18 protein-coding genes are annotated in these 18,977 nt (G+C 53.8%); 14 read left to right on the top strand and 4 right to left on the bottom strand.

Annotation, left to right across the window (positions count from 1 at the left end):
• Positions 1-56: 56 nt before the first annotated feature.
• The 11 genes from NI000_RS03745 (at position 57) to NI000_RS03695 (ending at position 10,698) form a co-directional block, all read left to right on the top strand.
• Positions 57-497, top strand: a complete 441-nt coding sequence (locus tag NI000_RS03745; protein WP_253407829.1) for a DinB family protein — start codon at positions 57-59, stop codon at positions 495-497.
• A 70-nt stretch (positions 498-567) separates the two neighbouring features.
• Positions 568-741 carry a hypothetical protein gene (locus NI000_RS03740; protein WP_253407827.1) on the top strand — a complete coding sequence of 58 codons (174 nt, stop codon included), beginning with the start codon at positions 568-570 and terminating at the stop codon, positions 739-741.
• Between the two features lie 371 nt (positions 742-1,112).
• Positions 1,113-1,466, top strand: coding sequence for a DUF3870 domain-containing protein (locus tag NI000_RS03735; RefSeq protein WP_216793244.1), 354 nt, complete (start codon positions 1,113-1,115; stop codon positions 1,464-1,466).
• 251 nt (positions 1,467-1,717) lie between these two features.
• Positions 1,718-2,542, top strand: a complete 825-nt coding sequence (locus tag NI000_RS03730) for a M55 family metallopeptidase (RefSeq protein ID WP_253407825.1) — start codon at positions 1,718-1,720, stop codon at positions 2,540-2,542.
• 15 nt (positions 2,543-2,557) lie between these two features.
• Positions 2,558-3,490, top strand: a complete 933-nt coding sequence (locus NI000_RS03725; protein WP_253407823.1) for an ABC transporter permease — start codon at positions 2,558-2,560, stop codon at positions 3,488-3,490.
• A 28-nt stretch (positions 3,491-3,518) separates the two neighbouring features.
• Complete coding sequence (locus tag NI000_RS03720) at positions 3,519-4,436, top strand: ABC transporter permease (protein ID WP_253407821.1); 918 nt, start codon at positions 3,519-3,521, stop codon at positions 4,434-4,436.
• A gap of 5 nt (positions 4,437-4,441) precedes the next feature.
• Positions 4,442-5,497, top strand: coding sequence for an ABC transporter ATP-binding protein (locus NI000_RS03715; protein ID WP_253407819.1), 1,056 nt, complete (start codon positions 4,442-4,444; stop codon positions 5,495-5,497).
• A gap of 36 nt (positions 5,498-5,533) precedes the next feature.
• Positions 5,534-7,156 (top strand): peptide ABC transporter substrate-binding protein, encoded by a 1,623-nt coding sequence (locus NI000_RS03710; RefSeq protein ID WP_253407817.1) that lies wholly within the window; start codon positions 5,534-5,536, stop codon positions 7,154-7,156.
• Between the two features lie 570 nt (positions 7,157-7,726).
• The gene (locus NI000_RS03705) at positions 7,727-8,656 is read left to right on the top strand and encodes a S66 peptidase family protein (protein WP_253407815.1); all 930 of its coding nucleotides are present in this window, start codon (positions 7,727-7,729) and stop codon (positions 8,654-8,656) included.
• A 21-nt stretch (positions 8,657-8,677) separates the two neighbouring features.
• Complete coding sequence (locus NI000_RS03700; RefSeq protein WP_253407813.1) at positions 8,678-9,781, top strand: mandelate racemase/muconate lactonizing enzyme family protein; 1,104 nt, start codon at positions 8,678-8,680, stop codon at positions 9,779-9,781.
• A complete protein-coding gene (locus NI000_RS03695) occupies positions 9,778-10,698 on the top strand; it encodes a C40 family peptidase (protein WP_253407811.1) in 921 nt (306 codons plus the stop codon). Before NI000_RS03700 ends, NI000_RS03695 begins: the two co-directional genes overlap by 4 nt.
• Before the next feature lie 71 nt (positions 10,699-10,769).
• Here the strand turns inward: NI000_RS03695 and NI000_RS03690 are convergent, their stop codons facing one another.
• The gene (locus tag NI000_RS03690) at positions 10,770-11,708 is read right to left on the bottom strand and encodes a response regulator (protein ID WP_253407809.1); all 939 of its coding nucleotides are present in this window, start codon (positions 11,706-11,708) and stop codon (positions 10,770-10,772) included.
• Between the two features lie 7 nt (positions 11,709-11,715).
• Complete coding sequence (locus NI000_RS03685) at positions 11,716-13,014, bottom strand: ATP-binding protein (protein WP_253407807.1); 1,299 nt, start codon at positions 13,012-13,014, stop codon at positions 11,716-11,718.
• A 125-nt stretch (positions 13,015-13,139) separates the two neighbouring features.
• On the opposite strand from NI000_RS03685, the gene NI000_RS03680 reads away from it, so the two are divergent.
• A complete protein-coding gene (locus NI000_RS03680; RefSeq protein ID WP_253407805.1) occupies positions 13,140-14,426 on the top strand; it encodes a cation:dicarboxylate symporter family transporter in 1,287 nt (428 codons plus the stop codon).
• Positions 14,427-14,514: 88 nt separating this feature from the next.
• On the opposite strand, the gene NI000_RS03675 is transcribed toward NI000_RS03680, so the two are convergent.
• Together NI000_RS03675 and NI000_RS36905 are read right to left on the bottom strand one after the other, a co-directional pair.
• A complete protein-coding gene (locus NI000_RS03675) occupies positions 14,515-15,576 on the bottom strand; it encodes a DUF6612 family protein (protein ID WP_253407803.1) in 1,062 nt (353 codons plus the stop codon).
• Between the two features lie 262 nt (positions 15,577-15,838).
• Positions 15,839-16,480 carry a GntR family transcriptional regulator gene (locus NI000_RS36905; protein WP_253407801.1) on the bottom strand — a complete coding sequence of 214 codons (642 nt, stop codon included), beginning with the start codon at positions 16,478-16,480 and terminating at the stop codon, positions 15,839-15,841.
• A gap of 274 nt (positions 16,481-16,754) precedes the next feature.
• Here NI000_RS36905 and NI000_RS03665 point away from each other — a divergent pair, with 274 nt between their 5' ends.
• Positions 16,755-17,915: a mandelate racemase/muconate lactonizing enzyme family protein gene (locus NI000_RS03665; RefSeq protein WP_253407799.1), complete on the top strand. Its 1,161-nt coding sequence runs from the start codon at positions 16,755-16,757 to the stop codon at positions 17,913-17,915.
• Positions 17,916-17,934: 19 nt separating this feature from the next.
• Entirely contained in the window at positions 17,935-18,963 is a 1,029-nt protein-coding gene (locus NI000_RS03660) for an alcohol dehydrogenase catalytic domain-containing protein (protein ID WP_253407797.1), read from the top strand.
• The last annotated feature ends 14 nt before the right edge of the window (positions 18,964-18,977 follow it).

Genomic DNA, 18,977 nt, shown 5'->3' with positions numbered 1-18,977 from the left:
GGAGAAATAGTATGTAGAGAAGGCTGTCAATAATTTGAGATGAGGGAGGGAATACGATGGAGAATACTGCGGAACGTTTAAAGCATTTGCTGCGCACGGTTCCGGAGCAGTTCGGCCGGATGTCCGAAGCGGAGGCATCCGAGCGGCCCGTGCCGGGTAAGTGGTCCCCTAAAGAAGCGCTCGGACACTTATGCGATTCGGCCGTCAACAATCTTCCGAGATTTATTAAAATCCAATATGAAAAGCAGCCGTATGTCCTCATCCCTTACGATCAGGATCAATGGGTGACATTGCAAGATTATCAGGAGGCTCCGGCGGAAGAGATCCTGAATTTATGGTCCCGCTTAAATAACCGGATCCTGAAGGCCATTGAAAAAATACCGGCCGAAAAGCTGCATACCCATGTGTCACCGCCAATCAGGAAACGAAGAGCTTGCAGTGGCTCATTGACGATTACGTGGAACATATGGAATACCATCTGGGCCGTCAAATTTTGAAGAACAACGTTTAATTGGCCACTTATTTTGGCATCACTATAAAATACGCTTAGCTGCTGGAGGTTCTGGAATGAAGCTGTATGTCATCCTCTCGTTCAACGAAGACGGGATGGAAAATGTGTTTGTGGGCGAGGACGAGGAGAAAGCTCTTTCGTTCAAGCCGTCCGATTTTGAGGATTGCGACGCCTTGTTCGTCGAGGTGTGGGAAGACGGGGAGAAGATCGACGATTACCGTCTGGAGTAGCGTGTGAAGCGGAATGCCGGTCGTCCTTGTGGGATGATCGGCTTTTTTTCTGCACCCTATCATCGACAAATCATTGATAAAATTGTGAAATAAAGCTATTCAGACGCAGCGGAGTTTATTATAATAGAACTTGGTTACGGGAATTTTCATGAAAGTTTAACAATTGTTCCAAAGAGTTCCTTTGATAAGCTTCGGGGTCAAAAACGTAAGCGCATACAAAATATTTTATTTCATGTTTACAAGATGTTAGTTTGTTGTTAGAATAAGTTACATATTCTTCGTTGTGTGTCCGAAGGCGGCAGGTCGTGGGAAGCTTCCCTTCCTTCATCCCTGTTCGTCCGGTCTAAGGACGCCGATTAAGGGAGACGGGTATGGATTACGATAAAGACACGGTTTACGTGGTCGGCGATGCGCAGACATCTCTCAATAATCCGATTACTCAGCAGTACAGCGCATTTTTCATCGGACTTGTCGTGGATACGACCAACCACAAGATCGTGGATGCGGGCTGCTCGTCCACTATTCCGCTAACCTCGCAATTTGTGCGCTCCTTATTCGTCGGGCAGAGCATTCTGGCCTTCGAGCCGGTCGCCGACGAAATCAAACGAAGGTACCACGGTTCGTCGCAGAAAGCGATCATCGTCGCCTTCAAGGATGCGCAAAAAAAATACAAATTGGCCTTGAACGGCCGGGATTGCGATTCCGGTGCGTCAGGGACCGGATAACGCTGCTTTGTTTATTAGTATGGCGACATACGCGTAAATAAAATCCAGCAAACGATACGCTTGGAAGCCTTGTGGCTGCCGGTTGTCGTTTGCTGGATTTTTTTATAGATATAGAATTTATAAGTTATCAGCGGGGCTGATTGAATTCTATATCGCAAGAAAAGCTTCCTCTAAGACACGAATGTATCTTCCTCGAAGTGACTTCGATAAGAAGCTTTTCTTATTACATATTTAAACTGGAGGATTGAGCGATGAAACTGTACATTTCGATTGACATGGAAGGCATTACCGGACTGGTCGATGCGACGTTTGTCGATTCCAGCAAGCACAACTATGAAAGAGGCCGGCTCATCATGACTGCGGAGGCCAATCATGTCATTGAAACGGCATTCCAGGAGGGATGCGGGGAAGTCGTAGTCAACGACAGCCATTCCAAGATGAACAACCTGCTGATTGAGAAGCTTCATCCGGAGACGCAACTGATTTCGGGGGATGTCAAGCCGTTTTCGATGGTGCAGGGGCTTGACGCCAGCTTCGCCGGGGCCGCTTTTTTGGGCTATCATACACGGGCCGCAAGGAAGGGCGTGCTCAGCCACACGATGATTTTCGGCGTGCGGAACATGTACATCAACGATACGGCGGTCGGAGAGCTCGGCTTCAATGCGTTCGTCGCAGGTCATTACGGCGTGCCGGTACTGCTCGTGGCGGGTGACGACGAGACCGCGGAGGAAGCGGAGGCGTTGATCCCGGGGGTGACGACGGCCATCGTCAAGCGGCGCATCTCGCGGACGGCGGCGCTCTGTTTGACGCCGGAGAAAAGCGGGCAGTTGCTGCGCGACAAAACGAGGGAGGCGCTTGAGGCCCGCGGCCGCGTGAAGCCTTTAACGCCCCCGGAGAGTCCGGTGCTGTCGATCGAATTCGCGAATTACGGGCAGGCGGAGTGGGCGCATCTGATGCCGGGAACGACGATCGAGCAGGGCTCACCGGTCGTTTCCTTTCAAGCCAAAAACATTCTGGAGGCGTACCAAGCTATGGTGGTCATGACGGAACTGGCCATGCGAACTTCATTTTGTTAAAAAGCGGGTGATCGAGTGGCGCCGTACCTATTGAAAAGATTCGTGTCCATGCTGGTGACGCTGTGGCTCATCGTCACGATTACGTTTTTCCTGATGCATACGATTCCGGGCTCGCCGTTCGACCGGGACGGCAAGGAAGCCAATCCGGCCGTCGTCCAGAACATGATGGCGTTCTACCATTTGGATAAGCCGGTGTACGTCCAATATGCGCTTTATTTGAAGTCGCTGCTCACGCTGGAACTCGGGCCGTCGATCTCGCACTATCCGGAAAGCGTGAACGCGATGATTGAGCGCGGCTTCCCGGTCTCATTTCAACTCGGCATCGTGTCGCTTCTCCTAGCGATCGCATCGGGCATTGCGCTCGGAACGGCGGCCGCGCTCCGGCAAAACGGCCTGATCGACTACATCGCCATGGTGCTCGCCGTCATCGGCATCGCGGTGCCCAATTTTGTCGTGGCTCCGCTGCTGATCAAATACATCGCGGTCGAATGGGAGCTGCTGCCGGTGGCGACGTGGGGGACATGGAAGCATGTGGTGCTGCCTGCGGTCGCGCTGTCCACCGGACCGATCGCGATCATCGCAAGACTGACGCGGGCCAACATGGTCGAAGTGCTGACGCAGGACTATATCGAGACGGCAAGGGCAAAAGGGCTTTCTCCGGCGACGATTGTGTTCAAGCACGCCCTGCGCAACGCGGTGCTGCCGGTGGTTACGTTAGTTGGAGCATTGCTTGCGAACGTGCTGACGGGCAGCTTTGTCATCGAGAAAATTTTTGCGATTCCGGGCATGGGGAAATATTTTGTGGATGGGATCAACAACCGGGATTATGCGGTCATCATGGGAACGACGGTGTTCTACAGCGCCCTGCTCATCTTCATGATGTTCCTGGTCGATATCGTGTACAGTCTGATCGATCCCCGCATCAAGCTGCATAGAAGGGATGCATAGAAAGGACGCATAGAAAGGAGGGATGAGGATGTCGGTTCCCGATCATTTATTTGTGCCGATGCAAAAACGCGTCGGTCCTACGGAAGCGATTGTCCGGCCGCAGCTGACGTTCTGGCAGCAGGCACGCATCCGGCTGTTCAAGAACAAGCTGGCCCTGCTCGGGCTTATTTTCATCGTTGCGCTGGCGGCGCTTTCGATCTTCGGGCCTTGGCTGACGGACCAGAGCTACTCCAAGCAAAACCTGCTGAACGGCAACCAGGCTCCGTCGACCGAGCATTGGTTCGGCACCGACGAGCTCGGCCGGGATGTGTTCGCGCGCATCCTGTTCGGTTCCCGCATATCGCTGACCGTCGGCATCGTCGCGGCGCTCATCGATTTTCTCATCGGCGTCGTTTACGGAGGCATTGCCGGCTATTTTGGCGGGCGGGTCGACAATATCATGATGCGGATCGTCGACATCCTGTACGGCATTCCGTACCTGCTGATCGTGATCCTGCTGATGGTCGTCATGGGCCCAGGCTTATTTACCATCATCATAGCGTTAACGGCCACCGGCTGGATCGGCATGGCCCGGATCGTGCGCGGGCAGGTGCTTCAGTTGGCGTCGTCCGAGTATGTGCTGGCTTCGCGGACGCTCGGAGCGGGTCCTTGGAGCATCATCCGCAAGCATTTGCTGCCGAACGCTTTCGGCGTCATTATCGTGCAGGTGACGTTTTCCGTCCCGTCGGCGATTTTCGCGGAAGCGTTCCTCAGCTTCCTCGGTCTCGGCATTCAGCCTCCGCTGGCCAGCTGGGGCACGATGGCGAACGATGCGCTGCCGACGATTTTATCCGGCTATTGGTGGCGGCTGTTCTTTCCGGCGTTCTTCATCTCGCTGACGATGCTGGCGTTCAACCTGCTCGGCGACGGGCTGCAAAACACATTTAATCCGAAGCAGAGGAGGTAAACTCCATGAATGGACCCGATTCATTGTCTCCCCCGGACGTACTGCTCGAAGTAAAAGACCTGCATGTCTCCTTCGCCACGTACGGCGGTGAGGTACAGGCGGTCCGCGGCGTGAGCTTGACGCTTCGCCGCGGCGAGACGCTCGCCATCGTAGGCGAGTCCGGCTGTGGCAAAAGCGTCACCGCCCGCAGCTTGATGCGGCTGCTTCCCCCGCAAACTTCGAAGATCAGGCAGGGCAGCATCCGGTTTCAAGGACGGGAGCTGACCGGACTGACGGAGAAGCAGATGCGGGAGATCAGGGGCTCGGCCATCACGATGATTTTCCAAGATGCGATGACCTCGCTGAATCCGACGATCACCATCGGCGAGCAGATTATGGAGGGCATCATCCGCCATCAGAAGCTGTCGCGGTCCGAGGCCCGCAAGCAGGCGATGGAGATGCTGGAGCTGGTCGGCATTTCCAACCCGGAAAGCCGGCTCAAGCAGCATTTGCACCAGTTCAGCGGCGGCATGAGGCAGCGCATCATGATCGCGATCGCGGCAGTCGGCAAGCCGTCGGTGCTCATTGCCGACGAACCGACCACGGCACTCGACGTGACGATTCAGGCGCAGATCCTCGATCTGTTCAAGCTGCTGCAGCGCAAAACCGGCGTATCCATCATCATGATCACCCACGATCTGGGCGTGGTGGCGAATATCGCGGACCGCGTGAACGTGATGTACGCCGGCAAAGTGGTCGAGTCGGGCACGGTGGACGAGGTGTTCCAGCATCCGCAGCATCCTTATACGAAAGGGCTGCTTGCATCCATGCCGCGTCTGGATAGCGACCGGAACGCCCCGCTTCAATCGATTCCGGGGACCCCGCCGGATCTGTTCGCGCCGCCCAAAGGCTGCGCGTTCGCAGCCCGGTGTCCTCACGCCATGGAAGTGTGCGCCGACTTCCAGCCGGAAACGTCCTGCTTGCTCGGCGGGCATGGCGTTGCCTGTTGGCTTCAGGATGCGCGCGTCAAACAGCTTGATCCGCCGGGCACGAATACTTTTATCCGATCGGCAATAGGTTAGCGAATCCTATCATACAATGTGAAGGAGAGACGTTGCATGAAGAAAAGAACGGCTTTACTCCTCGGCTGTATCCTGTTATCCGGCACGGCGCTGGCAGGCTGCAGCGGCAAAGAAGGGGCAGGCACCGATCCGGCCCGGAAAGAACAGCAGGCCAAAATTTTGCTGTACAACAATATGAGGGAGCCTACGTCGCTGGACCCGCCGGTCGGGTTCGACCAGGTGTCGTACGACATCCTGAACAACGCCATGGAAGGCTTGACGCGCCTTGGCAAAAGCCAAACCCCCGAGCCCGCGATGGCCAAGGAATGGAAGATTAGTCCCGACGGCAAGCAGTATACGTTTACGTTGAGGGACGGCATCAAGTGGTCCAACGGAGACGCGGTGAAGGCGTCCGATTTCGAATTCGCCTGGAAGCGGATGCTCGATCCGAAGAAGCCTTCGCCGGCCGCGCCTCTGGCTTACGTCATCGAAGGAGCCGAAGCGTATAATTCGGATAAAGGACCAGCCGACGGCGTCAAAATTAAAGCGACGGACGACAAGACGCTGGAGATCGTGTTGACCAAGCCGGCTCCGTGGCTGCTCGGGATGGTGTCCAACCCGGCATTTTTCCCGGTACATAAGGCAACCGTGGAGAAAAACGACAAATGGGCAAGCGAAGCCGCCACGATCGTAAACAATGGCCCGTTCAAGATCACCGAATGGAAGCACGATTCGGAGCTGAAGATGGTCAAAAACGACCAGTACTGGGATGCGGCCAACGTCAAGCTGGACGGCGTTACGTTCAAGATGGTCAACGACACGAATACGGAGTATCAGCTGTATCAGAGCGGAGGGCTGCATATTGACGGCGTCATTCCGGCCGATTTGAGCCAGAAGCTGTTCGCGGAAGGCAAGGTCAAGGTGGAGGATTCGGCGGGAACGTATTTTTACCGGTTCAACACCAAGATGCCGCCGTTCGATAACGTCAACATCCGCAAAGCGTTTCAGATGGCTGTGGACAGCCAGAAAATCGTCGACCTCGTCGTCAAGCAGAAGCAAAAGGTGGCCGACGGATTCGTCTCATACGGTCTTAAAGATCCGGCAGGGGACGACTTCCGCAAGGTCGGCGGTAAGCTGGTGAAGTTCGACGCCGCAGAAGCGAAAAAGCTGCTGGAGAAAGGAATGGCCGAGGCCGGCTACAAAACGCTCCCGCAGGTGACGCTGACCTACAACACGAACGACCTGCATCAGAAAATTGCCGAGGCGGCTCAAGCGATGTTCAAAGAAAGCCTGGGCGTCGACGTGAAAATCGAGAGCAAGGAAGGCAAAGTGCTGACGGCCGAGCAGAAGAAGCTGCAATTGCAATTTTCCCGTTCGTCTTGGCTGCCGGATTTTGCTGATCCGATCAACTTCCTGGACATCTTCCAGACCGGCAATCCGAACAACCGGACCGGCTGGAGCAACGCGCAATACGACAAGCTGATTCAGGACGCTTACAACGAGCCGGACAATGCCAAGCGGTTCAAATTACTGCACGAAGCGGAGAAAATATTGCTCGATGAAGCGCCGATCATGCCGCTGTACTTTTACAACTCCGCCTATATGCAAAGCGACAAGCTGGAAGGAGTCGTCCGGCACGCCTACGGATACATCGACTTCAAATGGGCCGATTTGAAATAGTCGGCACCGGGGCGCGACGGCCTGTTGGGGGCAACTGAGCTACGCTTGATATTAAAGGAAGTACGATGCGTTAAAGGGTAGGATTCGGCGTCCGTTTGAATATAGCGGAAGACAGGTGCTTTAGTTGTGTCGAAAAATGTTCACGACCCGCGTAATGGGAGTGTTAGCGAACGTCAGTTCCTCTATTTTACACAAGGCGCCGAAACCAGACAAAGTAACGCATCGTAGTTCCTCTATGCTAAATAAGCTAGTACAGAAACTTTCGCGCCAGTGCCAGCGATGCTGAAAAAAGCGTCCAATGGGGCATGCGATAGCTCCTGCGTGCTACATAGACTGGTTGGTTGGCAATCGTACCACTGATACTGTAAAGATATCTAATCTGCCTGTCGCCTAGTATCAAGCATACCGAGTAACCGTCAAGCTAGACTTCACGATGTTTCTGTGATGTTGAGTAGGTTAGATAGCCCGTCACGCCAGTACCTGCAGTATGCCGAGCACGGTTCTCGCCATACTGCATTATTGGCTAATCCGAGCTATCGATGGCTCCGCTAACGAAGGGAGGAAGATACCATGCGCAATCGCATCAAACCTCCGCGTCTCGCCGCGGGCGATACGATAGGCATTACGGCCCCGGCCAGCCAGGGTGACCGGAGCAGAATCGAGCAGGCGGCCGGTTATTTGATGCGGATGGGCCTGAACGTCCGCTTCGGCGCTACGCTGTCCGGCCAGTACGGTTATTTGGCGGGGAAGGACGAGGAGAGGGCGGTGGAGCTGAACGCGATGTTCGCGGACCCGGGCATTCGGGCTATCGTATGCGCGCGCGGCGGATATGGGTCGGCAAGAATAGCCGACATGCTGGATTACGACGGTATCCGCAATAACCCGAAAATTTTCTGGGGATACAGCGATATCACGTTCCTCCACACCGCCATCGGAAACCGGTCGGGGCTCGTCACGTTTCACGGTCCTATGCTGACCTGCCTTGCCGAGGAATCCGTTCATCCGCTGACCTTGCAGGGCTTTGAGCAGCTGTTTCATCCGAAGCCGGTTGTGTACACGGAAAACATCTCGCCGCTTGTCGCATTGGTGGAAGGGGCAGCGTACGGACCGCTGGTCGGAGGCAATTTGACCCTGCTTGCCAGCACGCTCGGGACGCCGTATGAATTGGATACCCGCGGACGTATTTTATTTATAGAAGAGATTGACGAGGAGCCGTACCGCGTCGACCGGATGCTGAACCAACTGCGGCAGGCCGGGAAGCTGGCCGATGCGTCGGGAATTCTCGTCTGCGATTTTCACAACTGCGAGCCGAACAAGTACAAAAATTCACTAACGTTGGAGCAGGTCATCCGGCATCATCTCGTTCAGGCGGGGAGACCCGCGCTCGCTGGGTTTAAAATCGGTCATTGCTCGCCGAACATCGCCGTTCCGTTAGGCATAGAGGCGAGGATGAATACCGCACAAAAGAAGCTGGAACTTATCGAACCGGCTGTAGAGTAGAAGCGTAAGGAGGCGCCCTGGATGCAAATTCAAAGAATAGACGTAATGCGCCAGTCGACCCCGCTCGTCAAACCGTTCAAAACCGCGCTGCGGACCGTATTCCAAGCGGAATCCGTATTGGTTCGGATCACGGCGGACGATGGCCGGGTCGGCTGGGGCGAAGCGCCGGCTACGATTGTGATTACGGGGGACAGCTTGGAGAGCATCGAATCCGCCATTGTCCATACGTTCACACCGCTGTTAATCGGCAAAAGTCTGCTGGCCTATGAACAAATCATTCAATCCGTCCATCAGGCGATGGTCGGGTGCAGCAGCGGCAAAGCCGCGGTCGATATGGCGGTCTACGATCTGGTGGCGCAGGCCTGCGGGGTGCCGCTGTATCAATTTCTCGGAGGCTACAAGGACCGGATCGAGACGGACTTTACCGTCAGCGTCAATTCGCCGAAAGAAATGGGCGAGGATGCGGCCCGCTATGTGGAATCCGGGTTCAACGTGCTGAAAATCAAGGTAGGGAAGGACGATATCGGCGAAGATATCGAACGGATTAAAGAGATCCGCAGCCGCGTAGGCGAGCGGGTCAAAATCAGGCTGGATGCGAACCAAGGCTGGCAGGTGAAGGATGCGGTCAAATCGATCCGGCGGATGGAAGATATGGGCCTTAACATCGAGCTTGTGGAGCAGCCGGTGAAAGCCGGAGATATCGAAGGCTTGAAGGCCGTAACGGACGCGGTCGAAACGCTGATTATGGCGGACGAAAGCGTGTTTTCTCCGGTTCAGGCGCTTGAAGTGCTGCAGCGGCGCGCGGCCGATCTGATCAATATCAAGCTGATGAAATCGGGCGGGATCTACAAGGCGCAGATCATCAACCAAATTGCGGAGGAATACGGCGTGGAATGCATGGTGGGCAGCATGATCGAATCCCGTCTTGCGGTAACGGCGGCGGCTCATTTTGCGGCAAGCAAAAAGAACATTACCCGCTTCGATTTCGATGCGCCGCTCATGATGCTTCACGATATTGTCGACGGTGGCGTCCAATACGAAGGGCGTGTCATGACGTTCCCGGACGAGGCCGGACTCGGCATCCGGAACGTGCGTTGTCAGGACGGGATGGGAGCCGTATCATGAGCGGACCGAAGCGAGTGAGAGCGGCGGTGTCCGTCGCCACCGTGTGGACGTCTCCCGATTCCCCGCGTCCGCTGGACGAACCGGCGCTGCGGCATCCGGCGGCCATAACGGAATGGCTAGGGGCTATGACCGTTAAGGATAAGCTGGATTTAAACGGCGCCAATCGGATTCAGACGCAAATGCTGTACGGAACCGAGGCGGTAGTTGCCGAAGAAAACGGCGACTGGGTCAAGGTGTTCATTCCCGAGCAAAGCACCCGGAAGGAAGGAGCAGGCTATCCCGGATGGGTGCCGAAGCGCCAGTTGACGGAAGCAAGCGCCCAATCCTCCGTAAACCAATGGACTGAGGTGAGCGCTCCCCGGGCGCTGTTGACTTTCCGTTCGCCAAAAGCCGAAATCGAACTGAGCTTCCTAACCCGGCTGCCTGTCATCGAAGAGACGAACGACGGCGTTGTCGTGGATACCCCGCACGGAGAAGGCTTTTTGCCGAAGGATCAAGTGAGGATCGCCAGCCGTCCGGCATCCTCCGGCGTGGAAGAGGAGCATGCGGGCAAGCGGCCCGTCCGGCAGGGGATGCGGTTTATCGGTCTGCCTTATCTCTGGGGAGGCATGTCTTCCTTCGGCTACGATTGCTCCGGTTTTGCTTACAGCATGCATAAATCGCAAGGCATTCTCATTCCGCGGGACGCTTCCGATCAAGCCGTTCGGGGGCAGGTGGTGGAGCGGGAACGTCTGGAACCGGGGGATCTGCTCTTCTTCGCTTACGAAGAAGGCAAGGGGCGCGTGCATCATGTCGGAATCTATGCGGGCGACAACCGGATGCTTCATTCTCCCGATTCCGAAGGGTGCATAGAGCTTGTCGAGCTGGACGGCTACAAGCTGGCGAAGGAACATTGCATCTCTAGAAGATATTGGTAAAAATAATCACCCGAGAAAAAGGGCTCTCCCATAAGGTCCGATACAGACCTGGGGAGAGCCCTTTCTTCGCATCAATGTTCCCGCATGTGCTGCTTTGTCTCCAAATAAAGGACCTGAATGAATTTCTTGACGTTGATCCGCACTTGTGAGACGGTGTCCCCGCTCTCGTCCTCCAGCTCCAGCATCCGCTTGCGAACCTCCGTAAAATCAAAAAACTTCGATGCGTAATTTTCGAACTTGATATTCGAATAATCCGTCAGTCCGAGCGAAGCCAAATGGCTCAACGCTTGATGAATCGTCCGGCGCACGCGCTGTTCGGCTGCTTTGATTTCTTTCTTGATCACCGTTTCGTCCGCCTTATCGCCCAGCTTGCGCACGGCCGCTGCGCGGAACAGCTCCCGCAGCTGGGGGAAATCGCGGTGACCTGAAGCGGCATCGTCATGCTCCGCTAAAATTTGCAGCATCGCCAGCAAATCTTTGCAGCCGATTTCCCCGGTGATGCCGAGCTCTGAGAACAAATAGCGGCCCGCCGCGCCGATTCCGGCAGAACCGTGATCCCGCTCGCGCGGTGCCGCAGGCTTCCCTAAGCCGCCGTCGTCCAGTCCGAGCAGCGACTGGCGAATGTTCTGAATGGACCGTGCAAGCCGCATCCGCTCTTCGACCTTGCGGATGACCGACAGCACCTCCAACCGGTTGATTGGCTTCGTTATGTAATATTCGACCCCCAAGGCATACGCCTCGCCGATCATTTCCTTTGATTCGACCTGCGACAGCATGATGATTTTGCCGGGAAACGACGGGGCGATCTCCCGCACCGTCTCAATCCCGTCCCGCTTCGGCATCAGCAGGTCGATGAGCCAAATATCGGTCCGCGTGACCGCCAGCAGCCCGGCATCCACATCCGCTCCGTCCACGGCTTCGCCCGCCACCTCGCCGAGGTCTTCGTCTTCGATCAGCTGCGCAAGCATCCGGCGTACCGCCGGGTCGTCATCGGTTATAAAAAATCGCACTCCTTTTTCACCCGTCCTTATTCGTCGTTAAACTTGCTAACGGCAATTGTATGATAAATTCCGTTCCTTTTCCACCGATTCCTTCCCGAATGGTGATCGTTCCGCCGAGTCGCTCCACCGTTTCCTGCACGTAGGAGAGGCCGATGCCCGTCGACGGAACCCCGGCGGCATCGTATTTGGTCGTATAGCCGGGATGAAAAACGATATCCCGCGAATGCCCCGGAATGCCCGGGCCGTCGTCCCGGACGCGCAGCTCCGTCGTGCGCTCGTCCGTCCAGTCGATGACGACTTCGATATTCCCGTCCTTTCCAATCGCCTCTACGGCGTTCGAGACGAGATTGTTCAGCAGCGACAGCAGCGTGTAGGCGTGATAAGGGGGATGCGCACCTTTGACTTTCAACGCAATGCGGATCGATTTGCCGTGTAGGCATGCATATTTTTCATTCGAGCGGACCACCACGCCGCCAAGCTCTTCCGCCAGGCCGAAGTCAGCCCGCTGCTCGCTTGTAATGAGCTGCGACAACCCAGCGTAGATGCGCTGATTGTCCTTTTTGATCTCATGCACTTGTCCGGCGATGCCTAAGGCTTGCCGGGCAAAATCGGGCTCGGCCTCGTCTTTCAGCCCCCGGTACAGCTCATAGGACGAGCGGGTGATCTGCTCGGCCTGCTGCAGCGTTTTTTGCAAATGCACGGATTCCTCGTACAGCGTCGAGATCAGCATCAGCCGATGCTCGTTCTCCTGCCGCTCCCGCTCCTGCAGCGCACGCACCTGCCTCAGCTGAATGATGTTGAAGATCGCCAGCACGAACGAGCTCCGGAACACGGCGATCACGATAATTTGCTCCAGCTCGTGCAGAATGATCGTGCGGCCGGGAAGCGAATACCGAAAAAACAGCTCGGCCACATTGGAACCGATTTCCAGTCCCATGCCGATCAGCCCGATTAGAAGCGGACTTTGGCGATAGTTGTTGACTTGTGCCGCGGCGAACAAGGCCCCATAAGAGAAATAAAAGAAGAAAGCGGGAACATGCTGGTAGAACGAAGCTTCAAGCGCCGCCCCGCCGAGCGCATCCAGTCCGATCCGAAAGGCCGGCACGGTAAGGCCGGTCACGAATCCTGCCGCAAGCGGCGTTAATCCGCGAAGCCACAGCAAACTGAAAAAAAGCACGGGAGGCCCCATGCCGACGCGGAACGAATCCGAGAACGGATAAAATTTCAGCTCGCCGGCCAGCGGTACGAGAATGGCGACAAGAGCAAGCCGGAGCAGGCGGTTTTGCCAAGTGACAGCCTTTTTCAAAATTCGCATCAACTCGCAACTGTAGGTTTTTGTAGTTTAGTGTAGACGGTCCATATGATATTACTCAAACCTATTATTTCACAGACGCCCCTGATTTGGAAGCGCTTTTAGTAACAAAAGAGGAGGAAACAGACATGAAAAAATTCGGATTGGCTCTGCAAATCGTGATCGGTTTGATGCTTGGGATAGCCGTCGGAGCCATTTTTTACGGGAATCCCGCTGTCGAAACGTACCTGAAGCCGGTTGGAGATATCTTCATCCGCTTGATCAAAATGATCGTCGTTCCGATCGTTATTTCTTCGCTTATTGTCGGTATCGCCGGGGTAGGAGATATCAAGAAGCTGGGCAAGCTTGGCGGTAAAACGATCTTGTATTTTGAAATCGTTACCACAATTGCCATTATCGTCGGCCTGCTGTTTGCCAACATCTTCAAGCCGGGCGCCGGCATCGATATGTCGCACCTCGCGAAAACCGATATCAAAACCTATGTCGATACGGCAGAGAAAGCAAGCCACAGCATCGCCAGCACATTTGTGAATATCGTACCGAAAAACATCTTCGAATCTTTGATGAACGGCGATATGCTCGCGATCATTTTCTTCTCCGTCATGTTCGGACTTGGCGTTGCGGCCATCGGAGAACGCGGCAAACCGGTGCTTAGCTTCTTCCATGGCGTTGCCGACACGATGTTCTGGGTTACGAATCAAGTAATGAAATTCGCACCGTTCGGGGTATTCGCCTTGATCGGCGTCACCGTTGCCAAATTCGGCGTAAGCTCGCTTATTCCGCTTGGCAAGCTCGTCATTGTCGTCTATGCCAGCATGTTGTTCTTTATTTTCGTCGTGCTCGGGGCAATTGCCAAAATGTCCGGTACCAGCATTTGGACGATCATCAAGCTGCTTAAGGACGAAATCATTCTCGCCTACTCCACGGCCAGCTCCGAATCGGTCATGCCTAAAGTGATGGAGAAAATGGAAAAGTTCGGCTGTCCTAAAGCAATTACGTCGTTTGTCGTCCCGACCGGCTATTCGTTTAATCTTGACGGGTCGACCTTGTATCAGGCGCTTGCCGCGCTGTTCATCGCTCAGATGTACGGCATCCACATGCCGATCAGCACGCAAATTACGCTGATGCTCGTGCTGATGGTCACGTCCAAAGGTATTGCCGGCGTGCCGGGAGTTTCGTTCGTTGTCCTGCTTGCGACGCTCGGTTCGGTGGGGATTCCCGTCGAGGGACTCGCTTTCATTGCCGGGATTGACCGCCTTCTCGACATGGCCCGCACGGTCGTCAATGTGCTTGGCAACTCGCTGGCAGCGGTAGTCATGTCCAAGTGGGAAGGGCAATACGACAAGCAAAAAGGACAGGCTTACGCCGCTACAGTCAAGGAAACGTCGAAGCAAGCGCTGAAGCCGACGGCCTAAGTCCGCTAGTGCTAGATTTTCCAAGAAGAGCCGATTCTATGTACAAAAAAGCCGCGTCTCCGATTAGAGGCGCGGCTTTTGCGTTGAATTACATGCCGTTTGTTTTGGCCATCAGCTGCTCGAGGGTAATAACGTCTTTCGGGATGCCGATCTTGAACTCCGGCTTTTCGTTGATCTTGGAGTATTCCGCCTTGATGTTGGCGCCGATTTGAGACGACTTGCCATTTTCTTTGACTTCCAGGCCTACGTTTACATCGTGGTAAACCGGGAATCCTTTTTTGTTGACGGCTGTCGTGATTTGCAGGTCCTTGATTTTCACGTCTTCCTTCATTTTGGCGATTTCGGATTTGAGCTTGTCTCCGGAATTGGCCGTCAAATCTTTCTTCGCTTGCTCCAGGTCTTCTTTCTTGAAGTCAAACACTTTCGCGTATTTGTCGCTCATCATCAGATCGAGCACTTCCGGCAGTACTTTCTCGGCGACGGTCGTGATGAACGGCTCCAGGTTTTCGTTCGTAACCGCGAATTTAACGATTTGGTTCGCTTCAACCGTTTCCGGCAGCTTGGCATCCTTCTTGTCAACAGAGGAGAGGAACGTTTTCTCGTCCACGTGCTTGAAGAAGATTTTGCCGATTTCTTGGCCCAGCTCCTGCTGCTTCTTGATGGTAGCGGCGTCGAAATTCACTTTTTGGTCGGATTGCTTCGCCAGTTCCTTCGGATCAAGCTCCACAAATTTGCCTACTACATCTTTCGGCAGCGGCAGCATCGGAATGTTCGGTACCTTCACCCAAATTTTTTGGTCGGTCATTACGATCGGCAGATTGATGTTCATCGCCATATCGCCTTTGAGCTTGGCTTCGATGTTCATTTCCATCTGGAACGGTTCTTGCTGGTAAGCGCCGGTTACGGCCACTTCCATGTTTTTCAGCATTTGCGCCGTTACGGCAAGCTGCGGATTTTCTTCCAAAGCGTCGGCAGGGAAGTCCATGTTCATGGCGAAAGTCATTTTATAATCAGCCGATTTCATATCCGCAGCCGTCTGGAACGCCTTCTCCAGCGTTTCCTTCGGTGCCGGTTTTGCTCCGCAGCCGGCGAGGACTGCCATTACAACCAGCAGCGCGCAAAGTGCAAGTGCAATTTTCTTCCTGTACATCTGTGTTGATCCCCTCTCCAAATCTGACTCTATTTTTGCAACATTGCTTATTCTATTACAAAAAAATAGATTTGAAAAGGAATGATTGGTAAATCGTGTCGAATTTCATAATCTAATGGAACGAATATCCTACTAGAGAACTACTTGTCAGAAAGTGGGCTGGGGCCTTTATGAGGCAGAGCGAATAGAGGCGCGGTTAATTGACTACGTGGGAAAAGCAATCGCCCTCCATACCTTCTTGGCTTGGAGGACGATCGATTTTTTAATAGATGTGTTTTTTCAACTCTTCTTCAACAACAGGCCATTCTTTTGTCTTTAACGCGTTCAGCAGCGCCTGGTGCTCTTCGATGAGCTTCGCAAAATTATTCTCGCGATGCATTTGCGAGTTCGACATAAAGTGAAATACGATGCGCGAAGAGACTCCGGACCAGAGGGTCTGCAAATAGGGCTCATGGGTTAAAGAAATCAGGTACTCATGAAACTGCAAATCTTTTTTGACCACTTGCTCCAAATCATTCTTTTCGCAGGAGTCGATGAGTCCGTTCAGGATGTCCGTCAGCTCGGCGAAATGGGCATCCGTCAGATGAGGCAATATTTTTTGAATACAAAAAGATTCGAGCAGCACCCGAAGCGGATTTAATAAATCCAGCACTTCATCCTTATCCACGGTAGTTACGGTCGTTTCCCGATGGGGCTGGGTCACCAGTAGCCCTTCGCGTTCCAGCAGTAAAATCGCCTCGCGGATCGGGCCGCGGCTGACACCCATTTCTTCGGAAAGATCCGCCTCGCGCAGTCGTTGCCCCGGCTTGAGCTTCCCTTGAATGATCGCATCCTTAATATCTTGATAAATTTGATTTCTTAGCGTATCTGTTTTTTTGACCGAGAAGCGAAATTGATTCTTCACATGGTTTTCCTCCTAATAGACCCAAGCTCAATAGCTTTGCTCCCTTAATTATACAATAAAAAAGATTATTGTATATAATCAAAATCAACTTATACGTTATTGTTGACAATGACAATACGTGATTATACTATGATCTTAAATAGGGAACAATCAATATCGCTAAAAAAATTTGAAATAAAATTGTTAACAATATTGTTGACAATTAATTCGTCGGTAAAATATACTTACATCATCCTCAAATTGTTCTTACCACACGACAAAGGAGAGATATGGTATGTTCATTAAAGATGTAATTACAACGCCTGTACTGATTCCTTTCAAGAAACCGGCCAAGTGGTCGGGCGGTACCCGAAAGAATGCTCCGGCATTAATCGTTCAACTGGTCACGGATGAAGGCGTTATCGGATATGGCGAGTGTGTAGGACCTACGATCTCAACGATCCAGACGATTGTGGAAAAAGAATTTAAACCGTTTCTGATCGGCAAAGACCCGATGCAGACGGAACTGATCTTGCATCAGCTGGAGGAATACATTCTAAACTGGTCGCAGATTGGATACTACGCGTTGGCCGGCATCGATATCGCCTTACTGGATTTGAAAGCGAAATTATTGAACACACCGGTATACAATTTGCTTGGGGGGCTGTACCGGAAGGAGGTTTCCTTCTCCGGATACTTGTTCATCGACGATCCGTTGGTCAACGCCAAGGAAGCCGAGGAGATCGTCGCCCAAGGCTATGATGAAATTAAGATCAAGGTCGGCAGAGATATCGATCTGGATACGCGCAGAATTCAAGAAATTCGACGGGCCGTAGGTCCGAAGGTAAAGCTGCGGATCGACGCCAACCAGATTTGGAGCGTAAGCAGCGCAATTAAAGCGATTAACCGAATGGCCGAATACGATCTGCAGCTGGTGGAACAGCCTATTCCTTACTACGATATCGACGGATTGGCCACCGTAAGCAAATCGGTTCCCGTTCCCATTACGGCGGACGAATCCTGCACCACGTTCGATACGGCCCTCCGATTGATCGAAAAGCGGGCGGTTGCGGCCTTTACGGTCTATCCTTCGGAAGCGGGCGGACTTCTGAAAGCAAAGCAAATCGTGGAATTGGCTAACAGCTGCGGAATCTGGTGCGTGACGGGCTCGTGGGCGGAAACGGGGATTGCGACGCTGGCCAATGCCCATCTGATTGCGGCTTCGAGAAACTTCCCGTTTGCCAACGATACCCATTACGGATGGTATACGTCCGACGTATTGAAGAACCCGTTAAGCTTCCGCAACGGAAAGCTCGCTTTAAGCGATGCCCCGGGACTTGGGGTGGAACTGGCGCCTGATTTCAACGGGCTGGCAAAAGAGGAGATCCGCGAGATGGTGTTCTATGACGACGAGAGCGGGGAAAATTACCAGCCTCGAATCGGCATGCTACTTTAACAAGAGGAGGCTTCCATCCATGCCGGAAACGATGCGCGCGCTTGTATGGGAAGGGCCGGGCGTTCTTCAGCTACGCCTCGTCCCCGTACCGGAAGTGAAGAACGATGAAGTGCTGGTTAAAGTGTCTTATTCGGGAATCTGTGCGACGGATCAAGAAATTTTTCAAGGGAAATTTCCGTACAGGCCTCCTTATATTTTAGGACATGAGCTGACCGGGACGGTGGTGAAAATCGGCAATGCGCAAGCCGCTTTGCGCGAAGGGGAACGGGTCGTCATCGACCCGGCCGTCCCTTGTGAAGCTTGCCTCTCCTGCCAGTCCGGAAAGCCGGAATTTTGTTTCAACTACCGCGAGCTCGGAATCAATATGAACGGCGGTTGGGCCGATTATGCGGTCGTTCCCGCACGATGCGTCCATCGCATACCAGATACGATGAGCGACCTGGCGGCCGCGGTGTTTGAGCCGATGACGTGCCCGTTCGGAGCGGTTGAGGCTGCGGGGGTGAAGGCCTGCGATAAAGTGCTTGTTTTTGGGGACGGCCCGGCGGCCTTATATTTTACCCAGATTGCCCGAATGAGAGGAGCTGCTGCCGTAACGGTCGTCTATAAGCTGCCGGAGCGGGTGGAATGGTTAAAGAAAGCGGGAGCCGCTACCATTATTGAAAGCGTTAACATGAAAGCTGTCGAACAAACGGACGATTACATCCATACCCAAGGCTTCGACCTTGTGATCGATGCCGTGGGGCTGTCGGAGACGGTGCAGGCCGCAGTCAGGTACGCGAAAATCGGCGGCAGAATTATCTTGTATGGATTCAAGGATAGCGAGACGAGAGCATTCCCTCACCGGGAAATTATTCTCAAAAATTTGACGATCTACGGGCGTACGAACGCGCCGTCCGTTTGGCCGAGAGCGATTGAAGCCGTGAGCCGCGGGTATATCGAAATGGAGTCGTTGGTAGGGCAAGTGCTTAAGCCGGAACAAGTGAAAGCGTTTTTAGAGGAAGGTCGTTCCTCTTGTGCGATCAAGACCGTCATTGATTGGAGATCATAAAGGAGGGGACAAGC

Source organism: Paenibacillus tyrphae (assembly GCF_024158745.1).
In the GTDB taxonomy this organism is placed as follows: domain Bacteria; phylum Bacillota; class Bacilli; order Paenibacillales; family NBRC-103111; genus Paenibacillus_G; species Paenibacillus_G tyrfis_A.
The sequence above is the reverse complement of the archived record's forward strand: the minus strand, read 5'-3'. Positions and strand labels throughout refer to the sequence as shown.

Coding starts and splice junctions, on each gene's coding strand:
- NI000_RS03685 (WP_253407807.1), bottom strand. CDS start 13,014: ATGCGAATTTTGAAAAAGGCTGTCACTTGGCAAAACCGCCTGCTCCGG.
- NI000_RS03715 (WP_253407819.1), top strand. CDS start 4,442: ATGAATGGACCCGATTCATTGTCTCCCCCGGACGTACTGCTCGAAGTA.
- NI000_RS03740 (WP_253407827.1), top strand. CDS start 568: ATGAAGCTGTATGTCATCCTCTCGTTCAACGAAGACGGGATGGAAAAT.
- NI000_RS03720 (WP_253407821.1), top strand. CDS start 3,519: ATGTCGGTTCCCGATCATTTATTTGTGCCGATGCAAAAACGCGTCGGT.
- NI000_RS03660 (WP_253407797.1), top strand. CDS start 17,935: ATGCCGGAAACGATGCGCGCGCTTGTATGGGAAGGGCCGGGCGTTCTT.
- NI000_RS03735 (WP_216793244.1), top strand. CDS start 1,113: ATGGATTACGATAAAGACACGGTTTACGTGGTCGGCGATGCGCAGACA.
- NI000_RS03665 (WP_253407799.1), top strand. CDS start 16,755: ATGTTCATTAAAGATGTAATTACAACGCCTGTACTGATTCCTTTCAAG.
- NI000_RS03695 (WP_253407811.1), top strand. CDS start 9,778: ATGAGCGGACCGAAGCGAGTGAGAGCGGCGGTGTCCGTCGCCACCGTG.
- NI000_RS03745 (WP_253407829.1), top strand. CDS start 57: ATGGAGAATACTGCGGAACGTTTAAAGCATTTGCTGCGCACGGTTCCG.
- NI000_RS03730 (WP_253407825.1), top strand. CDS start 1,718: ATGAAACTGTACATTTCGATTGACATGGAAGGCATTACCGGACTGGTC.
- NI000_RS03675 (WP_253407803.1), bottom strand. CDS start 15,576: ATGTACAGGAAGAAAATTGCACTTGCACTTTGCGCGCTGCTGGTTGTA.
- NI000_RS03705 (WP_253407815.1), top strand. CDS start 7,727: ATGCGCAATCGCATCAAACCTCCGCGTCTCGCCGCGGGCGATACGATA.
- NI000_RS03710 (WP_253407817.1), top strand. CDS start 5,534: ATGAAGAAAAGAACGGCTTTACTCCTCGGCTGTATCCTGTTATCCGGC.
- NI000_RS03700 (WP_253407813.1), top strand. CDS start 8,678: ATGCAAATTCAAAGAATAGACGTAATGCGCCAGTCGACCCCGCTCGTC.
- NI000_RS03680 (WP_253407805.1), top strand. CDS start 13,140: ATGAAAAAATTCGGATTGGCTCTGCAAATCGTGATCGGTTTGATGCTT.